22 protein-coding genes and 6 tRNA genes are annotated in these 26898 nt (G+C 46.4%); 3 read left to right on the top strand and 25 right to left on the bottom strand.

Going from position 1 to position 26898, the window contains the following annotated elements:
- Nucleotides 1-86: 86 nt before the first annotated feature.
- The 10 genes from LKE33_05540 to LKE33_05495 all read right to left on the bottom strand — a co-directional run bounded on the left by LKE33_05540 (nucleotide 87) and on the right by LKE33_05495 (nucleotide 10783).
- Complete coding sequence (locus tag LKE33_05540; protein ID MCH3950380.1) at nucleotides 87-1127, bottom strand: Ldh family oxidoreductase; 1041 nt, start codon at nucleotides 1125-1127, stop codon at nucleotides 87-89.
- 85 nt (nucleotides 1128-1212) lie between these two features.
- Nucleotides 1213-2724 (bottom strand): UxaA family hydrolase, encoded by a 1512-nt coding sequence (locus tag LKE33_05535; protein MCH3950379.1) that lies wholly within the window; start codon nucleotides 2722-2724, stop codon nucleotides 1213-1215.
- Nucleotides 2725-2871: 147 nt separating this feature from the next.
- Nucleotides 2872-3651 carry an SDR family oxidoreductase gene (locus LKE33_05530; GenBank protein ID MCH3950378.1) on the bottom strand — a complete coding sequence of 260 codons (780 nt, stop codon included), beginning with the start codon at nucleotides 3649-3651 and terminating at the stop codon, nucleotides 2872-2874.
- A 48-nt stretch (nucleotides 3652-3699) separates the two neighbouring features.
- A complete protein-coding gene (locus LKE33_05525) occupies nucleotides 3700-5019 on the bottom strand; it encodes an acetyl-CoA hydrolase (GenBank protein ID MCH3950377.1) in 1320 nt (439 codons plus the stop codon).
- A 303-nt stretch (nucleotides 5020-5322) separates the two neighbouring features.
- Entirely contained in the window at nucleotides 5323-7014 is a 1692-nt protein-coding gene (ilvD, locus tag LKE33_05520) for a dihydroxy-acid dehydratase (protein ID MCH3950376.1), read from the bottom strand.
- 35 nt (nucleotides 7015-7049) lie between these two features.
- Nucleotides 7050-7583: a 2-oxoacid:acceptor oxidoreductase family protein gene (locus LKE33_05515; GenBank protein ID MCH3950375.1), complete on the bottom strand. Its 534-nt coding sequence runs from the start codon at nucleotides 7581-7583 to the stop codon at nucleotides 7050-7052.
- Nucleotides 7583-8398 (bottom strand): thiamine pyrophosphate-dependent enzyme, encoded by an 816-nt coding sequence (locus tag LKE33_05510; GenBank protein ID MCH3950374.1) that lies wholly within the window; start codon nucleotides 8396-8398, stop codon nucleotides 7583-7585. Before LKE33_05510 ends, LKE33_05515 begins: the two co-directional genes overlap by 1 nt.
- Nucleotides 8398-9546, bottom strand: coding sequence for a 2-oxoacid:acceptor oxidoreductase subunit alpha (locus LKE33_05505; GenBank protein MCH3950373.1), 1149 nt, complete (start codon nucleotides 9544-9546; stop codon nucleotides 8398-8400). Before LKE33_05505 ends, LKE33_05510 begins: the two co-directional genes overlap by 1 nt.
- On the bottom strand, nucleotides 9547-9744 hold the full coding sequence (locus LKE33_05500) for a 4Fe-4S binding protein (protein ID MCH3950372.1): 198 nt from the start codon (nucleotides 9742-9744) through the stop codon (nucleotides 9547-9549).
- 79 nt (nucleotides 9745-9823) lie between these two features.
- Nucleotides 9824-10783 carry a hydroxyacid dehydrogenase gene (locus LKE33_05495; protein MCH3950371.1) on the bottom strand — a complete coding sequence of 320 codons (960 nt, stop codon included), beginning with the start codon at nucleotides 10781-10783 and terminating at the stop codon, nucleotides 9824-9826.
- Nucleotides 10784-11088: 305 nt separating this feature from the next.
- Here LKE33_05495 and LKE33_05490 point away from each other — a divergent pair, with 305 nt between their 5' ends.
- Nucleotides 11089-12036: a LysR family transcriptional regulator gene (locus tag LKE33_05490; GenBank protein ID MCH3950370.1), complete on the top strand. Its 948-nt coding sequence runs from the start codon at nucleotides 11089-11091 to the stop codon at nucleotides 12034-12036.
- A 162-nt stretch (nucleotides 12037-12198) separates the two neighbouring features.
- Here LKE33_05490 and LKE33_05485 read toward each other — a convergent pair whose 3' ends face one another.
- The 14 genes from LKE33_05485 to LKE33_05420 form a co-directional block, all read right to left on the bottom strand.
- Nucleotides 12199-13170 (bottom strand): 2-dehydropantoate 2-reductase, encoded by a 972-nt coding sequence (locus LKE33_05485; protein ID MCH3950369.1) that lies wholly within the window; start codon nucleotides 13168-13170, stop codon nucleotides 12199-12201.
- An 817-nt stretch (nucleotides 13171-13987) separates the two neighbouring features.
- Nucleotides 13988-14176 (bottom strand): hypothetical protein, encoded by a 189-nt coding sequence (locus LKE33_05480; GenBank protein MCH3950368.1) that lies wholly within the window; start codon nucleotides 14174-14176, stop codon nucleotides 13988-13990.
- Between the two features lie 13 nt (nucleotides 14177-14189).
- Nucleotides 14190-15239, bottom strand: a complete 1050-nt coding sequence (locus LKE33_05475; protein ID MCH3950367.1) for a hypothetical protein — start codon at nucleotides 15237-15239, stop codon at nucleotides 14190-14192.
- Between the two features lie 24 nt (nucleotides 15240-15263).
- Nucleotides 15264-15413 carry a hypothetical protein gene (locus tag LKE33_05470; protein ID MCH3950366.1) on the bottom strand — a complete coding sequence of 50 codons (150 nt, stop codon included), beginning with the start codon at nucleotides 15411-15413 and terminating at the stop codon, nucleotides 15264-15266.
- 85 nt (nucleotides 15414-15498) lie between these two features.
- Nucleotides 15499-15990, bottom strand: coding sequence for a prolyl-tRNA synthetase associated domain-containing protein (locus LKE33_05465; protein MCH3950365.1), 492 nt, complete (start codon nucleotides 15988-15990; stop codon nucleotides 15499-15501).
- 207 nt (nucleotides 15991-16197) lie between these two features.
- Nucleotides 16198-16274 (bottom strand) — tRNA-Arg (locus LKE33_05460).
- Between the two features lie 13 nt (nucleotides 16275-16287).
- Nucleotides 16288-16361: transfer RNA gene (locus LKE33_05455), tRNA-Gly, on the bottom strand.
- Between the two features lie 8 nt (nucleotides 16362-16369).
- Nucleotides 16370-16446, bottom strand: a tRNA-Pro gene (locus tag LKE33_05450).
- Between the two features lie 18 nt (nucleotides 16447-16464).
- Nucleotides 16465-16540 (bottom strand) — tRNA-Val (locus LKE33_05445).
- An 11-nt stretch (nucleotides 16541-16551) separates the two neighbouring features.
- Nucleotides 16552-16626 (bottom strand) — tRNA-Glu (locus tag LKE33_05440).
- A gap of 3 nt (nucleotides 16627-16629) precedes the next feature.
- Nucleotides 16630-16704 (bottom strand) — tRNA-Asn (locus LKE33_05435).
- Nucleotides 16705-16882: 178 nt separating this feature from the next.
- Nucleotides 16883-17782 carry an ROK family protein gene (locus LKE33_05430; protein MCH3950364.1) on the bottom strand — a complete coding sequence of 300 codons (900 nt, stop codon included), beginning with the start codon at nucleotides 17780-17782 and terminating at the stop codon, nucleotides 16883-16885.
- Between the two features lie 9 nt (nucleotides 17783-17791).
- On the bottom strand, nucleotides 17792-19258 hold the full coding sequence (gene gltX / locus LKE33_05425; GenBank protein MCH3950363.1) for a glutamate--tRNA ligase: 1467 nt from the start codon (nucleotides 19256-19258) through the stop codon (nucleotides 17792-17794).
- A 125-nt stretch (nucleotides 19259-19383) separates the two neighbouring features.
- Nucleotides 19384-20631 carry a DEAD/DEAH box helicase gene (locus tag LKE33_05420; protein ID MCH3950362.1) on the bottom strand — a complete coding sequence of 416 codons (1248 nt, stop codon included), beginning with the start codon at nucleotides 20629-20631 and terminating at the stop codon, nucleotides 19384-19386.
- A gap of 199 nt (nucleotides 20632-20830) precedes the next feature.
- On the opposite strand from LKE33_05420, the gene LKE33_05415 reads away from it, so the two are divergent.
- Nucleotides 20831-22423: a S9 family peptidase gene (locus tag LKE33_05415; GenBank protein ID MCH3950361.1), complete on the top strand. Its 1593-nt coding sequence runs from the start codon at nucleotides 20831-20833 to the stop codon at nucleotides 22421-22423.
- Between the two features lie 1467 nt (nucleotides 22424-23890).
- The gene (locus LKE33_05410; protein ID MCH3950360.1) at nucleotides 23891-25519 is read left to right on the top strand and encodes an IS1182 family transposase; all 1629 of its coding nucleotides are present in this window, start codon (nucleotides 23891-23893) and stop codon (nucleotides 25517-25519) included.
- A gap of 175 nt (nucleotides 25520-25694) precedes the next feature.
- Here LKE33_05410 and LKE33_05405 read toward each other — a convergent pair whose 3' ends face one another.
- Nucleotides 25695-26891: a pyridoxal phosphate-dependent aminotransferase gene (locus LKE33_05405; GenBank protein MCH3950359.1), complete on the bottom strand. Its 1197-nt coding sequence runs from the start codon at nucleotides 26889-26891 to the stop codon at nucleotides 25695-25697.
- Nucleotides 26892-26898 lie beyond the last annotated feature (7 nt).

Below are 26898 nucleotides of genomic sequence, written 5' to 3'. Positions count from 1 at the left end.
ATATACAGACATCTGACGAAATTCCCCGCTGCCCTCCTTTCCGGTCTGAGATGTTAAGAGCAATTAAAGCTTCCTTATTTTTTTAATCAAAAATCATAAGGGACGCCATATTCTGCCGACATCTCCTTAAAATCACGAAGGGTCGCTTCGGAAAGATCAATGCCTTCCTTCATCGCCTTTTGGGTTTTGACGTATTCAATCTCACCTGGAATCAACACACCCTTCGACCCAACAGATGGGCGACAATTCTTCAGAAGATCAAACATAGCATCGACTCGTTTTTTAAAATCCTCAACCTTACAATATTTCGCAATATCAATGCAACCCATAAAATACCCAATATTACTCAGAGCATCAGTATTTTCAAAAAACCTTGGAAGGTTGATGTCCATATCAGCACCACTAAGAGCAAACGAAAGAAGGGAAACGATCAACATAATCCCATACCCCTTATGAGCTCCGAAAGGAAGCAGTGCACCAACATTGGCGGCTGCCGGATCAGTTGTATCAGCACCGTACTTATCCAGTGCCCATCCCTTAGGAATTTTTTGACCTTCTTTCAAGGCCAGAGAAATCCTTCCTTTGGCGACAATACTCGTTGCAATGTCTAACACTAAATCCGGATGTTTACCAGCCGGAATTGCTATTGAAACAGGATTTGTTCCCAAGAGAGGATCTGCTCCTCCAAATGGTGCAACCAAAGGCGGCGTATTTGCAAAACTGAAGGCAATCATATTTTCTTTCAGTGCCATCATTGGATAATAAGCACCTAAGCCATAATGACAGCCATTATGTACCGAAGCAAAACATGCACCAGAGCCCTTGGCTACTTCGATGCATTTTTTCATAATACGAGGAGCAACCACCATTCCAACCCCATGCTTTGCATCAACAACCAGCGAAGTTGGAGAAGTCTGTTTCATTTCCATCTGACTGCCTGAATTTGCAGTTCCTTTCTTCAGGCGCTCGCAGTAATCCTTCATATGGGTGACACCATGAGTACGCTGCCCACGCATATCTGCCGCCAGCAACACATCAACGCAAGTTGCTGCATCTTCTTTGGAAAGTCCCGCTTTTTCCCACACTTTTTCACAATATTCTCTAATCTTTTGAACAGAATAATACAATGCAATCACTCCTATCCTTGCATGCCCTTTGTCATTTAACAAGAATCCTTAAATTAACCAAAAGGAAATTCCGAGGCAACTACTTTTACGTAAGAGGAGCCGGATTAAAAACACAAAGATCATTGTAAATTTTGTGTTGCTCAGCTAAAGATTTCTTCCCGCTGGCCACATCGATAATGAGCTTGAAAAGCTGAGTCCCTATCTCGGCAATCGTGGATTTTCCCAAGGCAATAGGTCCGGCATTGAGATCAATCAAGTCCGGCCATTTTTCCCACAAATCTGAACGAGAGCAAAGCTTAATCACAGGAACAATAGGCAGGCCGTACGTAGATCCTCTCCCGGTCATAAACACATGGACTCCTATACCGCTCGCCATCTGACAAGTTCCACAAGCAAAATCATTAGCTGGCGTTACGGCAAATATCAGACCATGCTGAGATGGAAGTTCTCCGGGAGCAAGCACTTCCGAAATAGGCGCTGTGCCCGATTTAGCAATAGAACCCATTGATTTTTCGACAATATTGGCTAAGCCGCCTTTTTTATTTCCCGGGGTAGGATTAGCATCTCTATCTACTGCACCTTCTTTAAGGTATTCATCATACCATTTCACTTCAGCAGCCATCTTATCTCGTGTCTCTCGATTGATACATCTTGCTGCTAACAAATGGATTCCGTCGCGCGCTTCCGTTACTTCAGAAAACATCACGGTAGCCCCGCCTTTAACCAGCATATCTGAGGCATAACCTGCGCTAGGATTACAAGTGACTCCCGAAAAGGCATCACTGCCACCGCATTGAAGCCCTACTACAAGATCACTTAAAGGCAATTCCACACGTTTTCTTTGGTTGAGAATAGCCAGTTTCTTTTCTGCCATCTCCATAATTGCATCAACCATTTTTTCAAAGCCGTGCTGGTCTTGCAAGACGACAATGTTTTCCGGTTTAACTTCTTCCGGAGGAAGCAGTCTTTCAACAGTAAGCTTTTCACAACCGAGAGAGAGAACCATGACCTGTCCGCCAAAATTAGGCTGGTGGACCAGATTTTGTAAAATCCGGATAGGGATTTTCGCCTCTGGCGCGTTGATTGCAACACCGCATCCGTATTCATGACTAATTAGAACAACATCATCCACATTGGGATATTGAGGCAACAACTCTTTCTTTATCCGCTCAACGGCCACTTTACCTACTCCGACGGCACATTGAACGGTCGTCATAATTCCCAGGACATTTCTCGTTCCGGCCGGCCCTCCCTTAGGGTTCGGATATCCCCACCAATTTTTAACGGGTGGCTCCGGCAAATCCTTCACAATGTGTGTACCATATTCCATATCATCCAAGCCGGGAGCTTTAGGAAGACTGACCATAAACTGGCTGATCCATCGTCCCTTCTGAATATCCTCCTTGGCATAACCAATCACGGTGTTATACCGGCGGATTTCTCCACCTTTTTTGATATCCTTCAGAGCTATCTTGTGGGCTTGGGGAATCATGTCTTTAGCAACCAGACCCTCCGATACTTCTGTTCCGGATGGAATATCCTTAATTGCAATAGCAACGTTATCTTCCGAGTTGAGTTTCACAACATACTGATTCATGCCCCTGCCCCCTTCTCTTCAATGGGTTGAGAAACCAATGCAGAACATTGTCATTCAAAAAAGCTACCAGAAAGTTTAGAATAATTTTTATATTCAAAAGTCACAAACCTATAAATATCAGGATTCAATAACCTTTTTCGATTCTCATCAGCCTTTTCCATACGCATATAACGGATTCTGTACGCAGTACTTGGCACCAGTGACTTCAACATTGACACCGTTCATATAAGAAGCACAATCCGATGCCAAGAAGACAATTACCTTTGCCAAATCTTCCGGTACACCAAAGCGCTGCATAGGAATGTTACTCATCAGACGTTCCCCATTTTTTTCAATATTCGCTTTGGAGATTTCTGTTGCTATCATTCCAGGTACGTAGGCAAGGACACGAATATGATCTGCAGCAAGCTCGGCGGCAAACGTTCTTGTCAAAGAAGATACAGCAGCCTTGCAAGCACTATAGGGAGCCCGTCCGGCATTAGGAATAATAGCCGAAAAAGAGGACGCATTCAGAATGACGCCTTTTTTATTTTTTTTCATATGCAATGCGGCTATCTTACTTCCGGAAAACGTAGACACTAAAATCAAATCAGTCATATGACGAAATTCTTCCACATCATAATCCATCAAACTCTTAATTTGATTAGCTCCAGCATTATTAACCCAAACATCAATCCGTCCATACTTTGCTTCCACATTGTCTGCTAATGCTTCCAGCGCAGAATAATCCGTGACGTCTGCCACCTGGATCATCAAGTCAAACCCTTTTTCACGAAACTCTTTCTGCGCACTCTCTAATTTTGCAAGAGAACGTCCACAAACAGCGACTTTACATCCCTCACGAAGGAACTCCAGCGCAGCAGCTTTACCAATACCGCTGCCACCTCCCGTTATGACAACGACTTTTCCGTTCAAACCTAATTCCATAGTCATAACCTCCCCATTCTCAGGGTCTCGCAAACCTGCTGCACTCAATTACTTAAAAGTGGCATCCGCATACGCCTTTAGTTCATCCCTGAAAGCCGGATGTGCCACACTGATCATAGCATAGGCGCGTTCCTTAAGGGAAAGGCCCGTCAGGTGAGCAATACCGTATTCCGTAGCCACATTCTGGATCAGGGCCCGTGGACCCGAAATAGCAGAACCACTCGGAATAGCTGCCAGAATATTGGAGTGCAGTTCGCCTTTTTTATCTTTGCGGGAAGAGTTGATGCAGATATAGCCTGCCCCTCCCGGAGAAAGGAAGGCCCCTTCCAAAAAGTCAAGCTGACCGCCCACGCCGGAAAGCTGGCGCGTACCGACGGACTCGGCATTCTCTTGTCCCATCAAATCAAGCTGCACACCGCCATTGATACTGATGAAATTAGAAATCTGTTCCATATTCCGTGGATTGTGGATGAAATCCAGATCAGCCGGATAGAAGAGCTGCGGTTCTGCCTGCAGCCAGTCATACAGCTCCTGGGAGCCGCTGACGAGGTTCCAATCAGAGAGCCCTGTACGGAGCTCTTTCTTCTTATTCGTCAGTTTACCGGCCTTATAGAGCATCAGGAACGCATCACTGATGGTACCTGTATGGCATCCAAGATCTGTTTTGTCAGACTTTGCCAGGATTTCTGCGATGGTAAAGGGAATTGTCCCGACACCGAGGGAAAGGGTAGCACCATCAGGGATCTCCGCAACGACATTTTCAGCAATTTTAAGATCTGCCTCGGAAGGTGTCCGATAATTGTTGGTCGCCAGCGGACCGTGTTCGCCTTCAACGATAATATCGGCATCGTCCAGGGAAACACGATGTGAACCATCTACGCCCTGCAGCATCGGCATATGTTCATTAATTTCAAAGATGACCGTTTTGGCGTTCTTCATAATAGTCTTCCAGCAATAGTTGGCAAGTCCCAGCCCGCAGTACCCGTTTTCATCCGGTTTTGAAACAGGAATGCAGGCAACGTCAACATGCAGGTACTCACGGTACATCTGAGGGAGCAGACGCAGCATCATCGGTACAAAATGGATGTGACCGGCCGTATAGTACTTCCGTTCAGCGGCACCAAGATGCCAGCTGAAATATTCGAAACTCTTCTGCTCAGGATCGCATTCCACAACCTGGATGGCAGGACGGTACACCAGACCGCCGCGAATTTTAACATCATGCAGCTCATCCTTGCGTGCGGCAAGGGCAGCATCCATGAGTTCCGGGAAACCGCTGCCAAAGCCAAAATCCACCCAGTCTCCGCTCTTAATAGCCTTGGCTGCTTCGGCAGGAGACTTTACTTTATTACGGTACTTTTCCAGCATATTACCTACTCTCCTCATCTATCACAGCAGTGTAAACTCTGACTCTTCGCACTGCTCTTTAACCTCACAGATTAACTGATTCGGTACGTTACCCGAATAAGTTAATAGCGGGTAGTATATTCCAATTTAAAAGAAACTATATCTAATAGTCCCACTGTCTCAAATATAACATGATCAAATGTTTTATCAAAATAAAGAATGACTCCGGACATCCGGAAACATCCGGAGTCATAAAGAGCTTACCTAAACCTTAAACTCTCGGAATTCAAGCTTACAGAAAACTCTGCTCTTGTTCTTGAATAGTTATTCCTTCGGTTCCAGAATCGCTCCTTTATCCGCTGACGATACCAAAGAAGAATATTTTCTCAAAAGAGGGGTAGATGGTTTAATCAGCGGCTTAAAGTTCTTTCTCCGTTTTTCCAATTCTTCATCAGATACTTCAAGCGTCAACGTCCGATTTGGAATGTCAATGTGGATAATATCCCCATCTTCTACAAGCCCGATAGGACCGCCTGCAGCCGCTTCAGGGGAAATATGCCCGACGCAAGGCCCCCTCGTGGAGCCGGAGAATCGTCCATCCGTGATCAGCGCCGTACTTTCATCCATCCCGCGCCCAACAAGAAGAGCTGTCACAAGAAACATCTCACGCATGCCGGGACCACCTTTAGGGCCCTCATACCGAAGGACTATTACCTCTCCTGCATGAACCTGATTAGCTTCAAGAGCGGCAATAGATTCCTCCATGCTGTTAAATACGCGTGCCTTGCCGCTAAATTTCATCATAGACGGCTTTACTCCGCTAGCTTTAATAACAGCTCCATCGGGTGCTAAATTACCGTGCAGAATGGCAATTCCGCCCTTTTTATTTTTCGGGGCACTTCTCGGATAAATCACGTCATTTTCTACAAGTGGTTGCTCCGCTAAAATTTCCTTAACGGTATGTCCTGTCACCGTGATAGCCGAATCGTCAATTTTGTCCTGAATCGCTTTGAGTACGGCAGGAATACCTCCGTTCTTATGAAGTTCCGCCATTGCATAAGCTCCTGATGGTCTTAAATTGCAAAGATACGGAATCTCTTCACTCATCCTGTCAAAATCTTTCAAATCCAGATCGATACCAGCTTCATGAGCGATAGCCATCAAATGCAGCACCGAATTCGTCGAAGCACCCAATGCCATAACAGCCTTAACCGCATTTAAAAGAGCCGACTTGGTCAAAATCTTACGTGCATTCAGCTGTTCCTCTACCATCTCAACAATACGCCGTCCCGACTCTCTGGCTAAGCGCCTTTTCTCAGCCGAAACAGCAGGGCTGGTACCCATACGAGGCAAGGTCAAACCAAGCACTTCTGCCAGGCAGCTCATTGTATTGGCCGTACCCATCATTCCACAAGAACCAATGGTGGGCGCTGTAGCAAGCTCTAGCTCCTTGAGTTTCTCATAGCTTATCTTTCCGATTTGATACTCCCCGACGCATTCCCTGATATTGCATTGGACAAAGTTATCATCGCCATCACGATGTCCCGGGAGCATCGGCCCACCGGTTACTATGATGGCAGGAATATCAATCCGGGCTGCAGCCATGATCATCCCCGGAACAATCTTATCGCAAGCACACATAAGGACAACTGCATCGAGCTGATGCCCCTGAACAACAGCCTCCACCGAATCAGCGATAATGTCCCGACTGGGAAGGGAATACCGCATTCCACTATGACCCTGACACAGACCATCACAAATAGCAATAGTCCCAAACTCGCGCGGAATACCTCCGGCCTCTAAAATGCCCTCACGAACTGAAGCAGCCAGTTCACGCAAGTGGATATGACCGGGTACAAGTTCGCTGAAAGAATTAGCAATCCCAATGATAGGTTTGCGCAAATCCTGATCATCTAATCCCATGCTATAAAGCAATGTGCGATGGCCGCTTCTTTCACTGCCATTTACTAAAATTCCGCTGCGGTAATTTTTATAAAACATTTTTTCATCGCCCACGGATTTCATCTCCTTTTAAAGGAAAGGATAAAGCGTTACAGTTTCAGCCCTGCTTCAAAAGCTTTCTGGTTAGAGGCAATCACCTTATTCTTGCCGGCAAACCAATTTTCAATAGCTTTCATAATTCCTTCAGGTTTCAACAGCTTCGTTTCCTTAACAATGGTACCCAAGGCGATAAAGTTTGCACTCTGAATACTACCCAGTGCAATTGCTTTGTCTCTATAAGGGAACCCAATGTGCTTTCCTTTAGCGTTTTCAGCCTTTTTAACTAGTTCGGAATCATAAAAAACTAAGGTATCATCGTCAAACTTATCTACATAGCGATCATAAGCAACCTGCGCCAGGCAAAGAATAATATCGGGCTTTTCAATATTAGGATATCCAATGGCACCATCACTAAGAATTACGTCCGTCTTTGTAAAAGTGCCTCTTGCTTCCGAACCATAAGAAGCGGACATGGTTGCATTTAATTTATCCTCAAAAAGAGAAGCAGCGATACCCATCACCTGACCGATGGAAACAACCCCTTGACCGCCGACACCACTCAATACGATTTCTTTTTTCATCATTATCCCTCTACTTCCTGAGCAGCAATAATTTTAGCATACTCCGTATAATAATCGTCGCGCGGTTCATTCTTCAGGCAACCAACTACGATCTTACCTTTCAGTTCTTCCGGAGTCATCTTAGCAGCCTGAGCTACCGTCACACTTTGTTCATTCATAAGTTTCATCATACGGGAAGCTTCGCCAAGTTTATTGAATTTTCCATAGTGAGTCGGGCATGCGGACATAACTTCAATCAAAGAAAACCCTTTGACTTCCATACCTTCTTTAATCAGCTTTCTCATCAGTACAGGATTGTAAGCAGTAGCTCTGCCGACATAAGAAGCTCCGGCTGCTATTGCCAGCTTGCACAGATCAAAATTTTGTTCCACATGACCATAGGGAGAAGTGGCCGTAATACTATGAGTCGGCGTCGTAGCAGAATACTGGCCGCCGGTCTGACCGTAATTGTAGTTATTCGATACAATAGCTGTAACGTTGATGTTTCTTCTTGCAGCATGAATCAAATGGTTACCGCCGATAGTAGCACCATCACCATCACCCATCGTAACCAGGACGTGCAGCTTAGGGTTACCAAGAGCGACACCGGTAGCAGCAGCCAGAGCACGCCCGTGCGTCACATGCATACAGTTAATATCCAGGTAGTCATCAACACGGCCAAAGCAGCCAATACCACTTACCAATGCAATATCATGCTTATCGTACCCAAATTCAGCCAGAACCGACGCAATGGACTGGAGCACAATACCGTGACTGCAGCCCGCACACCACGTATGAGGCAGTTTATTATAAAGCATGTAATCCTTATAGGTCTTCATTATTTTTTACCTCCCTTGTAGGCATCTACAATCTGCTGAGGTGTGATCAAAACACCATCTGTACGGTTTGCCTGAAGTACCTGACATCCATAATCATTGAATTTGCGTACTTCGCCGGCCAACTGTCCCAAATTTAATTCAGCTACGACGACTGTCTTAGCCTGCTTGAGGGCCTTACGGATTGCCTTTTCCGGCATTGGCCATACTGTGACGAGCTGTAACATGCCGGCTTTAATCCCTTCACTTCTCAACACATCAACAGCCGACATAGAGCTGCGTACGGAACAACCAGAGGAGATAATAATAACATCGGCATCTTCCGTTTTATATTCCCGGGTAATATCTATTTCATCAGCATGTTTTTCAATCTTATCCGTCAGGAAATGAGTAACCCGATTAATATTTTCCGGTGTCGGTCTGAATTCACCCTTTTCATCGTGAGTAGAACCGGTTGTTCTCATCAATAAATTTCTGTCACCAACCGCGACCATAGGAGCAACTTCGGTGCCTTCATAATTGTAGGGTCTGAAATCACTCTGAGTCGTACCAGGAGCCGGTGCTTTGCGATTGATAATTTCCCCAGGTTCCGGTTCGCGGAGCACAACCGTTTCACGCAAATGGCCGATAACTTCATCAGCCAGGAAGATAACCGGCGTACGATATTTTTCAGCCAAATTAAAAGCAGTGATGGAAAGGTCATAGCAATCTTGTACAGAAGAAGGAGCCAGGGCGATAATGCTGTGATCACCGTGAGTTCCGTATCTTGCCTGCATCAGGTCGCCCTGAGCCGGTTTGGTAGCAGCGCCGGTAGACGGGCCACTGCGCTGTACATCATAAAGTACACAAGGAAGCTCGGACATAATACCCAGGCCCAGGTTTTCGGACATCAGAGAAATACCAGGGCCGCTCGTCGCGGTAAATGCTTTCTTACCTGCTAAGGAGGCTCCTAAAAGGGCAGCCATAGAACTGATTTCATCTTCCATCTGAATATAAATGCCGCCGTGCTTAGGAAGCTCTCTAGCAGCTCCCTTCGCAACCTCTGAACTGGGAGAAATCGGATACCCGGCAAAAAATCTTGCACCAGCAGCGATAGCTCCTGCTACAATGGCGTCATTACCTTCCATAAATCTTTTCTCTGTCTTTCCCATTTACTTGACCTCCACTTCGATTGCAAAATCAGGGCAACGCATCGCGCAGAGCTTGCAGCCTATGCAGTTTTCAATGTGAGCTACTACGGGAACCTTACCAACTTCTTGTTCAAGGACCTGCTTAGGACAAAGCGCTGAGCAGATACCACACTGCTTACAAAACTTGCTGTTGATCTTAATATTAATTTCTTTACCCATATCCAACCCTCTCTTCTTAAAACTGTACATCTTCAACAAAAATTAGCATCAATCGCAAAAAGAAAACTCCATTTCTGACTTATTTATCCAATTTATTGACGGGGTACTTTGGTTTCCGACCGTGAAGCACATCATCAATACCATGGGCCGCATCCATTCCCATTTGATCCATAGCTTCTACCGAGAGAGCCGCATTATGCGGGCTTACGGTAATGTTATCCAATGTAAACAAAGGATTATCCTTACTAGCCGGTTCAGTAGCAAATACATCAATTCCGGCAGCAAAAATCTCTTTGTTTTTTAAGGTCTCATACAGATCAGCTTCGTTAACGACTCCGCCTCTTGCGCAATTCAGTAAAATAGCAGTTTTCTTCATCAACTTCATGTTATCTTTATTAATCATATTCATGGTATCCTTGGTTCTAGGGACATGCAGTGAAATTACATCAGCTTCCCTGATCAAGTCTTCCATATTTTCTCTTCTTTCGATTGTCTTAGGCCATTTATCTTCGGGAATAAAAGCATCATAACCGATCACTTTCATTCCAAATCCCTTACTGGCTTTTTCAGCAACGCTCTGTCCAATCCGTCCACAACCGATTAATCCCAACACTCGTCCCTTTATTTCCAAGCTCTTTGTTATGTCGCGAGATTTAAAATTCCCCGCTCTCGTCTGAGCGTCCTGATAAAGAATATGATCGGCACACGCCAGCAGAAGGGCAATTACATGCTCAGCCACCGCATTTGTATTAGCAGTAGGAGCGTTCGTAATCTGGATTCCTAACTCTGTTGCTGCCTGCAAATCAATTTTATCCGTTCCTACACCATAACGAGCAATAACTTTCAACTTCTTCCCCGCTTCCATAATTTTGCGTGTATACGGAAAGTTCCTTGCCAATATGGCATCGCAGTCTTTTACTGCCTCACAAATCTTATCTTCGGTTGGATTAGACATTACTTCGACTGTATACCCTAAACTCTTCAAACAGTCTTTACCCGCCGCGGTAATATCTTCCGGAATCAGAACTTTAAACCCCATTTTGTTTCCTTCTTTCTTCAAAATAAATTTTTAAGCATTTTTATCAAAACTAGACAGCGCTTAAAATAAGCAAAAAAGTTAAAATTTTCTAATAAATTGTCAACATACCGACTCGAAGTAAATATATAATTAAAATATACAAGCTCAAAGATAAAATATAAAACTCTGACTAATCAAAAAAATTATATTCTACCTCTGACCCCTACCCCTTGACTTTATTGTATAGAACGTTTTATTATAATTCAAATTGATAATTTTTAGTTTTGCTCTCGTTTTTTTTAAGAACTATGTGGAGGTGACATTTTATGGACTTGAAACAAATCGAATATATTCTGAAAATTGCGGAAGTAGGTAGTATCACTAAAGCGGCGGAACAACTTTTTGTAACACAATCCACTTTAAACCAGCAATTGTTAAAATTAGAAAATCAGCTGGGTGTTAAGCTTTTTTACCGTCACAGACGTTACCTTACGCCGACTGATGCAGGAAATGTCTATATAAAGTACGGCAGTCAAATGTTGCTCGAAAAACGAGAAGCTTACAACATTATCAATGATTTAGCTCAAAATAACTCCGGTCATTTTTCGTTTACTTTTTCGAGAGAGCGGGGCCTTGATATGTTTGTGAATACCTATCCGGATTTTCATAAACACTTCCCTGGAATCACTGTGGAACCTTCCGAAATGAGAGTCCATACACAACAGCAAAGAATTGCCCAGGGATATGTAGATCTAGGTCTTGTAACGCTGTCTGAAGACCAAAAAATTCCTGAATTAACTTATAAACATATTCGCTATGAACCGTTTTTGATATGTCTCCCCCGTTCCCATCCCATCGCGGCAAAAAGCAGTGCTCCACCCAAAACGCCCATTGATGAATTACCCTATTTACCGATCAAAGATATCAAAAATGTTCCTTTTGTACTACTTTCAAAAAGCACAACGCTACGGGCAAAATTAGACCAAATATTAGCAGAAGCAAAAATCCGCCCTTATGTATTATTCGAATCAGAAAGTATTCGTGCTCTACTCAAAATAGTCGAAAGCGGAATTGCTTGCACGATTACGTCTGCCGGGTATTACAAAGGCAGAGACAGAATTGCCTTTTTCCGGATTCCCGGTGATCCGATTTGGGAAATGTGTACTGCCTATAAAAAAGGTACCTATATCAGCAAAGCTATGATGTATTATCAAAAATTGATTGAAAACTATTTTGAGCAAAAAGATTTTTTGCCAATGCACCATCAAAAATAGTTAATTTTTATAGCATATATCGGTAAACCATTCTGATTGAGGCTCATTGTAGCCATGCTAAGACATTAGCACATAAATTATCTTAAGGTTCATTTGTTATTACTTGTAAAGAAGCCGGTTCATCACCTCGAACCGGCTTCTTATTGCTATCTTTCTTCTTATTTAATAATCAAATTTTCCATCATTTTTTTCTTCCAAGGCTTTGATAACATGGTAAGCAAACGCGTTATAGGGTGTTGGAATACCAAGTTCTTTTCCCATTTCGACCATACGCCCGCAGAGCATATCGATTTCCGTATGCCGATGGGCGTCAAGATCCTGTAGTGTGGAATGACGAACAGCCGGACTTTCTTTTTTAGTATATCCGGCACCCTTTCCGCCTGTACCGGCTTCAAGAATAGCCGTATTCAGTTTTATTCCCTTCGCTTTCGCAACAGCAACAACTTCTTCTTCCAAATGTTCTTTCAGCCAGCGTACGTGTTCTGAATCCCCATATGCACCGGATCCACACCCTACGATTGCCTGAGGAATGTTTTGACCGATATTGAACAAATACTTGGCCCAGATATCGCTCAAAATAGAATGACTTATATGTGTCAGCAGGCGGCTTGAAGCAAAGAATGATCCCAACGCCTCCATCTGAGCCTTTCCGACTGCGTCGAGCGGTTCCGGTTTACCATAATACAGACCACGAATGCCTTCCGGAATCTTAAACGTTACTTCATCTGCTCCATCAGAGTGAGACTTGCGCTGAGCGGCAATCCGCAGCAAGGATCCGACCAGGTGATCTCTTCCGATAGCGTCTGCGATAATTTCCTCGCTATCAACCCCGTTCATAAGGCTGATAACCATGGTATCTTTGCCTGTCATTTTCTCAATGGAAGGAACCACACTAGGCAAACTGCCATATTTCACGGTTACAAAAATCAAATCCATGATTCCTGTTTCCTTGGCAGATGCAACATGAAGCTGGTAATTCTCTCCATTGATTGTAATACCGTACCGGCGAAGCTTATCCCCCCGTTTTCCATCCGCAATTACAAACAACCGATCCTGCAAATGAGGAGCCAAGCCCCAGATCAAATAACTTCCAATGCCACCGGCACCGATAAGTGCCACTTTTTGAATTTCCATAGCTAACCTCCTTACATTTGTTTCGTAATGGTTATGTTTTTCTCCCTTGAACAAGACTTTTTTGGTTTCACAACGAGAAAATATCCCTATCCAATAAAGGCACACGGCCAATACATTTCGTATTCATTATAGTTCTCACAAAGCAAAAAAATACAAACCAGCACGAATAACTCAGAAAAAGAAAAAACTTAATATTCTGATTATTAATCAAAAAAAAAACAAAATAAGTCTCCCCGACTGCTTCCTTTTCCGGATCTTTTGACTTTATTGTATAGAACGTTTTATTATAATACAAATTGATAATATTTAGTTTTGCTCTCTATTTTTTTAAGAGCACAGGCGAGGTGATATATTATGGACTTGAAACAAATTGAATATATCCTGAAAATTTAGGTTACTTTTACGGCATATATCGGTAAACCATTCTGATTGAGGCCCATTGTAGCCATGTCAAGACATTAGCATATAAATTTTCTAAAGGTTTATTTGTTATTCCTTATAAAAAGCCGGTTTGTCATTTTGAACCGGCTTTTTATTTCTATTTTTATTCAATAATTAAACTTTCCGTCGTTTTTTTCTTCCAAGGCTTTGATGACATAGTAAGCAAACGCGTTATAGGGCGTTGGGATACCAAGTTCTTTTCCCATTACGACCATACGCCCGAAGGCATGTCGATTCCAGTACACCGATAGGCATCAAGATCCGGCATCGCAGAATGAAGCACGGCAGGACTTTATTTTTTAGTATATCTAACACCTTTCCTGCCTTTCCGGGTTCAAGAATGTCCGTATTTGGTTCAATTTCCCAGCTATCCTCTTTACTTTTCATCAGTAATGATGATTTCTTTTCCCTTGACCAATATTTTTTTCGGTTTCACAATGAGTGAACATTCCGGTCCGCCAAAGGAATAGGGCTCATATACATCAAATCCATTCTGATTTCCCCGATGAATAATGCCGTCAAAACCATGTTTTTTCGCAAATGCCAGCACTTGTTTTGTATCCATGCTGCTTTCTCTTTTACTGACGGAGCTCGAAGCTTTTTCCGCCGCACAAAATGGCTGTACCTTGAAGCACTTCATCTGGTTTGACGGATCCTGCCGAAGAGATCGGGACGAACTGCCCGTTTCTAAGGCTCATTTCTACAATTTCCGCAGGGGCACCGCCTCCGCTGCGGCGCAAAATCAGATTTTTCTCCCCTGAACCGGAATTTTCCTTGACAAGAATCGGCGTCCGCATCAAGGTAAAAGCCTGTCTTACTTTAAAAGTACCATTCTCAATTTGTCCCCATAGCGCCGAGTCGCCGCCGGTACCGCTTGTATAAGGACCGGAAACCACTGCGAAGATTTCCTTTTTGCCATCGCCGTCAAGGTCCACGTAATTATATTGATACCGTGTTTTCTCCTTTGCGTCCCCGGAAATCCCATAGTACTTGCGAATCGCGTTTTCAAGTACTGACAGTGGCTGCGTTTCTGCTTTCACTTCTTTTGTGCCCTTTGGCAGCCAATTTTGATTTCCGGAAGGGTCTGAGTACAATAAGTTCACCCGTACACAAACAATTTCCAATGCTGAGGAGCCGTAATTCTGGTAAAGCCGCAGCAGTGCTCCCGGCAGCTTCCAGGCGTGGTAAGTAGACCCGCCTTCGCCCGGTCTGTTCTTAATGACGTCTGCTTTTCCATAAATCCTTTCAAGACTCGAAAGATAGACAGAAGCGTCCGGATTTTTCAAAGGAATCGTAATCGCATCGACCCGGCCGTCTTCTCCATAGAGAGAATAAGCCTTACGGTCTTCACCGAAAATACGAACAAAATAAGTCCGGCCAATCAGGGATTTTCCATCGGGCGCCAAATTCTTTTCGCCGCCATTAAAAAATTCCCGGGCACCTTTATCATCCTGCCGCAGAAGGGCTAAGCAGTTATCCAGCGTCCACCGTGTGCCCGTTCCATAGGGCAGTTTCGCCATACGGTACGACGCTTGTTGTGAGGAAGAAGGCTGTGCTGCTTCCACATGATATCCAAAGGAAATAACAGAAAGCACACTTAAGAGCCATACGATAGATTTTTTCATCATATCATCCCTCCTGGAAATAAGAATTTATTTATTTTTTCTTGCTTTTTTTATTTGGACAATCCGGATGACTACATAAATCGCACAGCAAATCCAAACGGCAAAACTACGTTTATCATTCCAGCGAAACCCTGCCAAAAAGGCCATGATAATCATCATATAATCAGACAGCAGCAACAGGAATTCCTCCTTTAACAGCGGCACAAGTTATAGTAAGTATAACATAAGGCCCAGCGATTCGAAAACATGCCAAAGCTGCTTTCTAAAGAGCAGCAGGCAGGGAAAGCCAGTTTCCTTCGCAGCCGGCAGCGTTGAGAAGGCTCATCAATGCCTCCGCATCTAAAAATACAGTTGCTGTATTCTCCATCGGATGCATACCAATTAGTTGATTCCGAAATTCCGTGTCCAGATAGAATTTTACTTTATGCTCTGCGTCATTTAAAAGACCTAACGGCGTGACAGCACCTTGTTTCACACCAAGATACCGCTCCAGATCCGCTTCCGATGCAAAAGTCAGACGGCGCGAGCCGATTTCTTTCTGCAGTGCTTTCAGGTCGATTTTCCTGCTTCCGTGTACGGTTACCAGATAATAGTTTCGTTTTTTATCATCCCGGAGGAATAAATTCTTCGCAATCTGTTCTTCGTGGGGCAAATGAAGAGCATGAGTTTCTTCCATATTGTAAACGGCAGGATGCTCGTACATACTGAACTGAACTCTCTCTTTTAAAAACTGAAGGCACTCGTCTTTGGTCATATGCTGCTCCTTTGCACTTTTACTCCGTGCTTTCTGCAAAATTTTGTTATTTATATCTTAGCATGAAAAAAGCAAAAACATGAATGATAACCAGCTCTACCCTGCAAAAACGATTCCAAATTGAAAAAATAAAAGGCAAGGCAGTTTTTTCTTTTTTAATTTGAGCATAAAAAAACCTTCCCGAAATCGGGAAGGTTACTCTCATATTGGTGACCCTGGAGTGATTCGAACACTCGACACACGGCTTAGAAGGCCGTTGCTCTATCCAGCTGAGCTACAGGGCCATAGAAATGAAAATGGAGCGGGTGATGGGAATCGAACCCACGTAACTAGCTTGGAAGGCTAGGGCTCTACCATTGAGCTACACCCGCATGATATTTGGTCGGAGCGACAGGATTTGAACCTACGACCCCCTGCTCCCAAGGCAGGTGCTCTACCAACCTGAGCTACGCCCCGTTGTGCATCAAGAGAAAATGGTGGGCGCTAACAGGATCGAACTGCTGACATTCTGCTTGTAAGGCAGACGCTCTCCCAGCTGAGCTAAGCGCCCATAAAAAAAGATGGTGACCGGGGGGGGAATCGAACCCCCGATACCGCCGTGAAAGGGCGGTGTCTTAACCGCTTGACCACCCGGCCATCTGGCTCCCCGAGTAAGACTCGAACTTACAACAACTCGATTAACAGTCGAGTGCTCTACCATTGAGCTATCGGGGAATCATGTGAATCCTTGAAAACGGTCACGAGTGATATTATATAGGAGAGTGCGCATTTTGTCAACGGTTTTAAAGGAATTAAGATAATTTTTTTGGTTCCCACCCTACTTTTCCCTGTGTCCTGCAGGCGAGCATCCGGGATTTGCCGGAAATCCAGTCTGCAAGCTTTTCCTATCACTCTACAGCTTCATCTGCTCTTTGAAAAATACTGCGGCTCCTATCATTCCGGCCGTATTTCCAAGTTCTGCAAAGCAAATTTTTGTCTGCTTCCGCAGCAGCGGCTCCATTTCCTTATCAAGGGCTGCGCCGAGATATTGCTGCATTAATTCGTGCTGAGCAGAAATACCGCCTCCAATGACGATACGGTCGGGATTCAGGATCCAGCTGAGGGCCGTAAGACCGATGGCCCAGCGGCGGGCCATTTCCGTAAGGACGCTGCACATCGCTTCGTCGCCTTCTGCTACTTTAGCGAAGAAAGCGCGTCCGTCCAATTTTTCGGTACCCTGAGGACAAACTTTTTTGGCTTCGGCCAATAGTGCCGTCACGGAAGCCCAGTCTTCCCAAATGAAATCACTTCCGAACTTGGCCTGGCCGAATTCTCCGGCGGCAAAGCCGCTGCCGCGGTAGAGTCTGCCATCCGTCACGATGGCGCCGCCGATACCGGTCCCGAGCGTCAGGCACAGGAAGTTTTCAGCGCCGCGCCCTGCTCCGAATTTTGCTTCGGCAAGAGCTGCACAGTTGACGTCATTTTCGACGGTCACGGGAAGGCCTGTCTTTTGCCCCAGAATATCCACGAGATTAATCTGCGTAAGTCCCGGAAAATACTGGGAAGGACGAACGAGCTGGCCGGTGCTGCTGTTTACGACGCCCGCGAGGGATACGGCAATACCTTCGAGAGGCTGTTCTGCTGCCATCTTCACCGCCATATCAGCGATACTTGCGACAAAAGCGTCTGCTCCTTCGCTCCGGATAACATTCGGCAGGCTTCCCGCATGGAGAAGCCTGCCTTGATGTGTGTCATCCGTGAGCCCGTATTTAATGGAGGTTCCCCCCACATCAAAACAAAGTATGGGTTTCACGATGTCTCCTTATTTTGACTTGATGTAAGCGATTGCTTTCTGGATGCGTTCCAGGGTCTTTTCCTTACCCAGCAGCACCATGACGTCGAACATGCCCGGGCTGAACGTACGGCCGGTCAGTGCAAGGCGCGTCGGATGGATAATCTTGCCAAGCTTCAGGCCGAGGTCTTCGGCAAGCTTGTTATAAGCGGCTTCCGTCGTCTCGAGGTTAAACGGTTCGAGCGCAGCCAGTGCATCATAGCATTTCTGCAGGAGGTCGGCAGCTTCCGGCTTAAAGTGCTTGGCATCGCCTTTTTCATCGTAGCTGCCCACATCCTTGAAGAAATAGGTAGAGCCGTCTGCCAGTTCTTCCAGTGTCTTTACGCGGACGCGGACGACGTCGACTAGATGAGCAAAATATTCCTTGTGCGAAGCAAGATATTCGTCATCGACCAGGCCTTTTGCCTTAAAGAACGGGACAGCAGCGTCGACGATACGGTCCAGCGGTAGGCTGGAAAGGTACTGCCCGTTGATCCAGGTCAGCTTCTTCACGTCGTACACCGCGGCCTTCTGGCTCATCTTGCTGAAATCAAAGACTTTGACCGTATCTTCCAGGGAGAAGATTTCTTCGTCGGTGCCGGGGGCCCAGCCCAGAAGGGTCAGATAGTTGATGATGGCTTCCGGCAGGTACCCTTTGTCGCGGAATTCTTCAACGCTCGTTGCACCGTGGCGCTTACTGAGCTTGCTGCGGTCCGGAGCGAGGATCATCGGCATATGACCAAACTGCGGTGCTTCCCAGCCGAGGGCTTCATAGACAAAGAGCTGTTTCGGCGTATTGGAAACGTGTTCTTCGGCGCGCAGGACATGGGTCATGCCCATGAGATGGTCATCGACAACAACAGCGAAATTGTAGGTCGGAATGCCGTTGCTCTTCATGATAACAAAATCATCGTATTGATCGACGTTAAAGGAAATATCACCATGAATCATATCATGGAAAGAAATCGTGCCTTCACGGGGAATCTTGATGCGTACGGAATGGGGTTCACCGGCAGCTACGCGCTTTTTCGCTTCTTCCGGTGGGATATCGCGGCACGTACCGGCATAATGGAACGGCTGCTTCAGCTGACGCTGCTTTTCGCGCTGGGCCGCAAGGTCCTCAGCGGAGCAGAAGCAATAGTAAGCCTTGCCCTCGTCAATGAGCTGCTGGCAGTACTTACGATAAAGATCCAGGCGTTCGGACTGGAAATACGGTCCCTTCGGGCCGCCCACTTCCGGGCCTTCGTCCCAGTTCAGGCCGAGCCACTTCAGGCTGGTAATGATTTGGGATACAGAATCTTTTTTCAGACGGTCGCGGTCCGTATCTTCAATGCGGAGCACCATCTTGCCTCCCTGGCTTCTGGCAAAGAGCCAGTTAAACAGGGCGGTTCTGGCACCACCGATATGCAGATACCCCGTAGGACTCGGGGCAAACCGTACACGAACTTCTTTATCCATAAAAGACACACCTCTCGTTTGTATTGGTAGGGTTTTATTATAGCACGAAATGACGCTGCCCGCCGCAGGAAATGGGGAAATTACAGGCGCCCGGCCCGAAGTTTTCCCATTTTGCCGTGCGTTTCTTATTTCCGCGTTTGCTTTCTCGAGGCTTCGGCGTATTTCGTGCCGCGTTTATTGGGTCCGACGGCACTCTTGCCGCGCTTTGGCACCTTCTTTTTCTTCGGGCGCGGCGGCTTGATGGTCCGGCGCACTTTTTCACCGGCAAGGTTCTGCCGTTCCAGCGTGATGTTCAGCTTCTTTTCAATATTCTGCAGCCAGCGGGTTTCATCGGCCGTATAGAATGTAATAGCCGTTCCTTCGTTACCGGCGCGTCCGGTCCGGCCGATACGATGGACGTACCAGTCCGGATCATGGGGAATATCGTAATTAACGACCTGCGTAATGCCTTCGACATCAAGGCCGCGGGCCGCGATATCACTGGCAACGAGAATCTGCAGTTTCGCCTTGCGGAAGTTTTCCATGACCTGGCGCCGTTTTGTCTGAGACATATCGCCGTGGAGAACGTCGACGTTAAAGCCTTCGCCGTAGAGCCAGTCACTCAGCTCGATAGCTCTTTCCTTGCTGGCGCAGAAAACAAGCATCAGGAAGGGATTATAGCGGCGGATGAGCGTTGCAAGTGCCTCCTGCTTGTGATCCTCGTTCACCTTGATGCAGATCTGCTGAATCGTCGAAGCCGTAGCCTGCTCCGGCGCAATATCAATGAGCATGGCGTTTTTGGTAATCTGCCGCCCCAGTTTCCGTACTTCTTCATCGAGCGTTGCCGAGCACATCATGGTCTGGTGCGGCTGCGGCATCAGGGAAAGGAGCGTTTCGATATCTTCACCGAAGCCCTGGCGCAGCATCTCGTCGACTTCATCGAGGACGAGGTACGTCACGCCGCCAAGGTTCGTGTCGCCTTTGCGCAGATGGTCGAGGAGACGTCCCGGTGTGCCCACAAGGACCTGTGCCTTGTTGCCGAGCTTTCTTTTTTCTTCTTCATAATCACGTCCGCCGCTGACCGTCAGGGTGCGCACGGTAGTCCCGTCAGAGAGCTTTTTGATTTCTCCCGCCGTCTGCTGGGCGAGTTCCCGCGTCGGGGAAAGAATGAGAGCCTGGACGTATTCCTTTGCCGGCTCAATCCGGGAAAAAAGCGGAATTACGAAGGCGAGGGTCTTCCCCACCCCGGTCTGGGCACGGGCAATGACATCCCGTCCGGACAAAAGGGCCGGGATGGCGCGCTCCTGTACGGGCGTCGGTTTATCTTTTCCGGTGCGATGTAATTTTTCCACCATCGCAGCGTCTACTTTTAATTGAGCAAAGCCATTTGGCATGGTGTCATCTCCTTTCTAAAATTCACAAAAGATTCACGGCTTCCATTATATACTAAAGAGCAACGGACAAGCAATGGATGAGTCCCGGCGAAAATTTTTTCCTACCTGCAAAGCTTCGTGATACCCTTGCTATACAGGAGGAAAGCGGCGGGATTCTTTCACACGATGCTGTCCTTCCAAGAAAAGGAGTGAATTCTTTATGTTATCCAGTAAAATCGTCCTCTCAGGCGCACTCAGCCTGCTCATCGGCACCATGGGCACAGCCGCCGCGGCAGAAAACGCTGCCAAGACAGCAGCCCCTACGGTCGTAAGTCAGCAAAAGACCCAGTCGGTCAGCCAAAAGACCTATGACCTCACTTTTGTCGCCAAACCGGACCGCAAGGACGCGCTCACGGTAGACGGCAAATCTGTTCCCTTCTACGTCTATGAAAATCGCGTCTACGTCCGCCATCCGAAGGCTGTAGCGTATGAATCCATGAACCTCTACGTGCCGGCTGCTTACCTCGAAGGCGGCACCATTAACGGTTACACGGCAAAAACTGCACCGATCTTTATGCCGAACGGTGTCGGCGGCTATATGCCGGGAGAAATTCTGGAGCCCAGCGAAACAAACCGCAGGGAAGCCGGTCCGAACGCGGTGCTCTACGCCTTGTCCCGCGGCTATGTCGTTGCTGCTCCGGCCATCCGCGGACGCACGACAAAGGATGAGAACGGGACTTACGTAGGCAAAGCTCCGGCCCTCATCGTGGACTATAAGGCAGCCGTGCGCTACCTGAGATACAACCGCAGCCGTCTGCCGGCCGGCAATACGGACCGCATTATCTCGAACGGAACGAGCGCCGGCGGTGCCCTCTCCTCTCTTCTCGGAGCCACGGGCAATAACAGCGACTATGAACCATATCTTGATGAAATCGGCGCTGCCAAGGAACGCGATGATATTTTCGCTGCCAGCGTTTACTGCCCGATTACGGACCTCACCCATGCCGATATGGCCTATGAATGGATTTTTAACGGCGTGAACGAGTACCATCAGCAGCGCGGGTCCATGGGCGGAGCCAAGAACGCACAGACGACAAAGACGGATCGTCCGCTCAACGCTCCGACGGAAAGCACGGCCGTAAACGTCATGACGCCGCAGGAACAGGCCGTGTCCAAAGAACTGAAAGCCGCTTATCCTGCCTACCTCAATAGCCTGAACCTTGAGAGTGCTGACCACAAGCCGCTCACCCTTGACGCAAACGGCAATGGTTCCTTCAAGGATTATATCAAGAGCGTCTACATTGCCTCGGCACAAAAGGCTCAGTCCCAGGGTGTAGACATCTCCAAGACTGACTGGCTGAAATTCTCGGACGGTAAGGTCGTCGATATGGACCTTGCCCGCTACGCCGTCAGTGCCACGCGCCTCAAAGCCGCGCCTGCTTTTGATAAGCTCGACGGCTCTTCACCGGAAAATGACGAGTTCGGAACCGAAAATAACACGCCCCGCCATTTCACGGCTTTTTCCATGAGCCACCGCACGGATGCCAATGCCGAAGCGCCCGAAACCGTAACGAACCTCCTCAATCCGCTCTACTCGATGCGGGAAAAGAAAGGCACTGTCGCTCCCCACTGGAGAATCCGCCACGGCAGCCTGGACCGTGATACGGCCCTCGCCGTTCCGGCCGAGCTGGCCCTGATGGTGCAGGAACAAAACAAAGATGTGAATTTTGAAGCTGCATGGGGTGAGGGGCATGCGGGGGATTATGATCTGCCCGAATTGTTCGATTGGCTTGATAAAATTTGTCACGCGTAATTAAAAGCACCTCAGATAATCTGGTGCTCGGCTGGCCTCACACGCATCTTATCTGAGAGCTTTTTAAAGGAAATTCACAGAGCGATTTGCAGAATCCAATCGCATCTGCTTTGTCAGACCGGATTGTGACCACTCGACGTACGTTTTTTGTACGACTTCGCGGTCCCAATCCGGTCTTTCGCGCACCTGCGACTGTCTTGCAGCAAATCTTCTGTGAAAAAATATAAAATGTTATTACTGAAAACTAGTATTCTGCTAAATGCTTAGTCTATGTTAAAAACGAACTTGCTGGATTGATCTGTAATTATCGAATTTCTACATTTTCTGAGCCCCACAGTGTCCTTCTAGGGAGACGATGACTAAATGAGATGTGCCAGATTCATACAGATGCGCTGTATCTCTCCAGGCGACAAAGCGATGATTTACCGGGTGTAAGTCGAGCTTTTGTCAACAACGAGAGATCAGCGCAGATGCGTGAAGATGGCGCGTTGAATTAGTCATTGGTTCCCTTGCATCTGCGACTGTCTTACAGCAAATCTTCTGTGAAAAAATGAAATATGTTAGTGTTGAAAACTAGTTTTTTACTAAATGCTTAGGGTAAGAACGAACTAGTTGAATTGATGTGTAATTAATTATCGAAGGCCCTATATCTTTTTGGTCCCGCCCCCGCCTTTCGCGTATCTGCAACCGTCTTGCAGCAGAGTCCATCAGAAACAAAATTAAAAACAGGTGTGATGTCAGGGCATACGTTTCGGAAGAAGCGTATGCTTTATTTAAAGATGAAATCATTTCTCTCACTCCCGCTATGTTAGTGAATCATTCGCGCTCAGTTCCGACTTCGCGGTCCCAATCCGGTCTTTTAGGGAGACGATGACTAAATGAGATGTGCCAGATTCATACAGATGCACTGTATCTCTCCAGGCGACAAATTGATGATTTACCGGGTGTAAGTCAAGCTTTTGTCAACAACGAGAGATCAGCGCAGATGCGTGAAGATGGCGCGTTGAATTAGTCACCGGCTCCCTTATATCTGCGACTGTCTTACAGCAAATCTTCTGTGAAAAAATGAAAAATGAGGTGTACCATCAGGGCGTACGTCTCGGAAGAAGCGTATGCCTTGTTTTCATTTATTAAAAGAATGTCGGCTTGCTTTTTATGAAGAATTAAAAGCACATACTATTAAATTTTCTGCAGCTATTTTTATATAAATTGGGCAATACGAAACATTATTGCACGAGGACCTTCTTCCACACCGCTACGCGGCGTCGGAGGAAGGGGAACCGCTTGCGGTGGATGGTAGCCTTTCTCACCAGTCAAACCTGATATGTTTTTGTTTATTTGATGCGGACGGCAAACTGCGGAAAGCGTAAAAAAAGGGGGCTGTCGCATTTTGCGACGGCCTCTTTTGTATCAAAAGCAAGGCGCGGCCTCATTGAATGAGACCGCGCCTTGGTGTAGAATTTAAATATGCAAAAAAACAAACCTACACAAAAGGATTATACAAAAATTGGTAGTTCTTATCAACTTTTTCTTCCTCTAAATTTTGAAGTACAAATCCCTAATGACGATCCTGTTCGCTTGGTGCGTGCCATGGTAGAAGGGATGGATGTAAAGGCATTGTATGACACGTATTCTCATGTCGAGAATAAATTAACGTCACCAATTCAGCTGCTGGAAATCGTCATTTATGCATGTATGGAAGGAATTCGTGGTTCGCGTAAGATAGAGCAATCCTGTAAAAGAGACACTCATTTCATGTTTCTCTTAGATGGGAAAAAAGCTCCGGATAATGCAACCATTGCAAGATTTTGTTCCCTCCATCTAAAACCATGTATCAAGAAACTCATGATTCAGATGGATAAATGGCTGCTGGCTCGCGGTTTCATCACTCTGGATAGCCTGTTCATCGATGGGACAAAAATTGAATCTGTGGCAAACAAGTACAAATTTGTTTGGAAAAACAGAGTCTTAGGCAGCCAGAACAAACTCATAGAGAAACTGGAGCAACTGGTTCCCGAAATCGAGGAACGTTTCGGAATCAAGGTCTGTTACGGAAACACTTTCCACATCCGTCATTTAAAGAAGCTCCTAAAAAAACTGCTTGTCATAAAGCGGGCTGAGGGAATCGAGTTTGTTCACGGATGTGGGAAAAGAAAGACCATTCTACAGAAGTACTATGAGATTTTAGCTAACTATCTCAAACGGCTTAAGGTGTATACGAAGCAGCTTCACATCTGTGGGGAACGGAACAGCTTTGCCAAAACAGACCCGGATGCTACCTTTATGAGGATGAAAGAAGATGCCATGCTTAATGGCGCCTTAAAGCCGGGATACAATGTCCAATATGCAAACAATTCCGGTTTTACCTTGTTTGCAGATGTGAGTGCACATCCCACAGATATGCGGACACTCATTCCTTTTCTTGAAGGATTTGAAGCCCACTTCGGTCAGAAATTTGCAAACATTGTAGCCGATGCAGGCTATGAAAGCGAAGAGAACTTGGTCTGGCTGAAGAAGAATCAGTATACTTCATATATCAAGCCTAACAATTATGAAAGAAGCAAGAGGAAAAAGTATAAGAACGACATCGGCAAAGCAGAAAACATGACATATTTGCCTGATCAAGACATGTATATCTGTAAAGGTAGGAGACTGCTGAAAGTCAGCAAAGTAACCCAGGTAAAGAACCGGTCGGGATATGTGTCAGAGAAAACATATTACGAATGTAAGGACTGCAGCGGTTGTCCCTACAAGGAACAGTGCATCCATGGGAACAATTGCAGGACACCTATGGAGAAAAGAAACAAGAAATTAGTGGTCTCGAAGAATTTTGCTGCATTGAGGGCAGAATCCCTGAAGAACATTACTTCCGAATATGGTAAGGAACTGAGGATGAACCGCAGTATACAGGCAGAAGGAGCCTTTGCGGATCTCAAGGATTCATTAAACGTCAGAAGATTAGAAACCCGAGGCAAAGGAAATGCCCTGGTAACAGTGGGAATATGTGCCATGGCACGGAATGTCCTGAAGGTCCATCACAAAGTTCAAGACGGCAAAGAGGATTTGCACTTATATCCGCTGAAAAAAGAGGCCTAAAAGATACAAAAAGAGCGCTCGAAAAAAAGCAACTTAGGGTTGCTTAATTTCGTGCGCCCTTTTTTCATCTCAAAACATATCCAACTAAAAAGTAAGGCAAATTGGGGCCTTTAGCAAGTTATTTCAGGGATTAAAAATCGGTCACTTGCGACAGCCCCCTTGTCTTTGTAATATTTTACTTCTTCGTGCCCGGATACTGCTTCAGACCTTCGCTGAGGAGGTACATAGCGCGTTTCAGGGCGTCACAGTTCAGGACGTAGGCAAGTCTTGCTTCGTCCTTGCCGCGGTCCGGAGAGGAGGCGTAGAAGCCGTTGCCCGGCGTAATCATGACGGTTTCATTGTCGATGTTGAAGTCCGTCAGCAGCCAGGAAGCAAATTTCTCGATATCGTCAACGGGGAATTTCACCATGACGTAGAAAGCGCCTTTCGGCTGGGAGGAAATCACTCCCGGCATCGCATCGAGCGCTGCCTTGATAGTATCGCGGCGACGGGTATATTCCATGCGGACATCCTCCCAGTAAGATTTCGGCGTCGTGTAGAGTCCGGCTGCCCCGGCCTGGTCGAGCTGGGATACGGACAGACGGGACTGGCAGCACTTCAAGAGTTGTGCGCAGAGGTCCTTGTTGCGGGAAATGACGCAGCCGATACGGGCACCGCAGGCACTGTAGCGCTTCGACACGGAGTCGATAATAATCAGGTTATCATTCAGTTCCGGCATGGTGCCGAAGCTCTTGAATTTGCCATCATAGACGAACTCACGATATACTTCATCGGCAATCAGGGCCAGGTCATACTTGCGCACGATCCGGGAGATTATGTCCATTTCTTCTTCCGTGTAGATAACACCCGTCGGGTTCCCCGGGTTGGAAAGCAGGATAGCACGGGTATGACTGTCGATGTGCTTTTCGATTTCGGCCTCATCCGGAAGATGGTAGCCTTTATCGGGAGACGTCGGCACGCCGTTGATTTTGACGTTGTAAGCACCTACAAAGCTCTTGTAGTTGGCGTAGAACGGTTCAAACATCAACACATTGTCGCCGGGGTCACAAGTAGTCATGACAGCAAAGGAAATGGCTTCGCTGCCGCCGTTTGTGATGTAGACGTTGTCATAGTCAAAGTCCATCCCCCAGGCTTTGTAGTACTTGAGAATGGCATTAATCAGTTCTTCCCGGCCCTGGGACTGACCGTAGGACAGGACTTTCGGACGGAAAGCTGTCGTTGCTTCGAAGAAGCTTTTCGGTGTTTCTACATCAGGCTGACCAATATTCAGATGGTAAATCTTTCTCCCTGCCTTCTCCGCCTTGTTAGCCAGCGGTGCCAGCTTACGAATAGGCGAAGTAGGAATAGCAAGCGTTCTTTCAGAAATGTGCATAGACACA

Source organism: Acidaminococcus sp. (genome assembly GCA_022482815.1).
In the GTDB taxonomy this organism is placed as follows: Bacteria; Bacillota; Negativicutes; order Acidaminococcales; family Acidaminococcaceae; genus Acidaminococcus.
The sequence above is the reverse complement of the archived record's forward strand: the minus strand, read 5'-3'. Positions and strand labels throughout refer to the sequence as shown.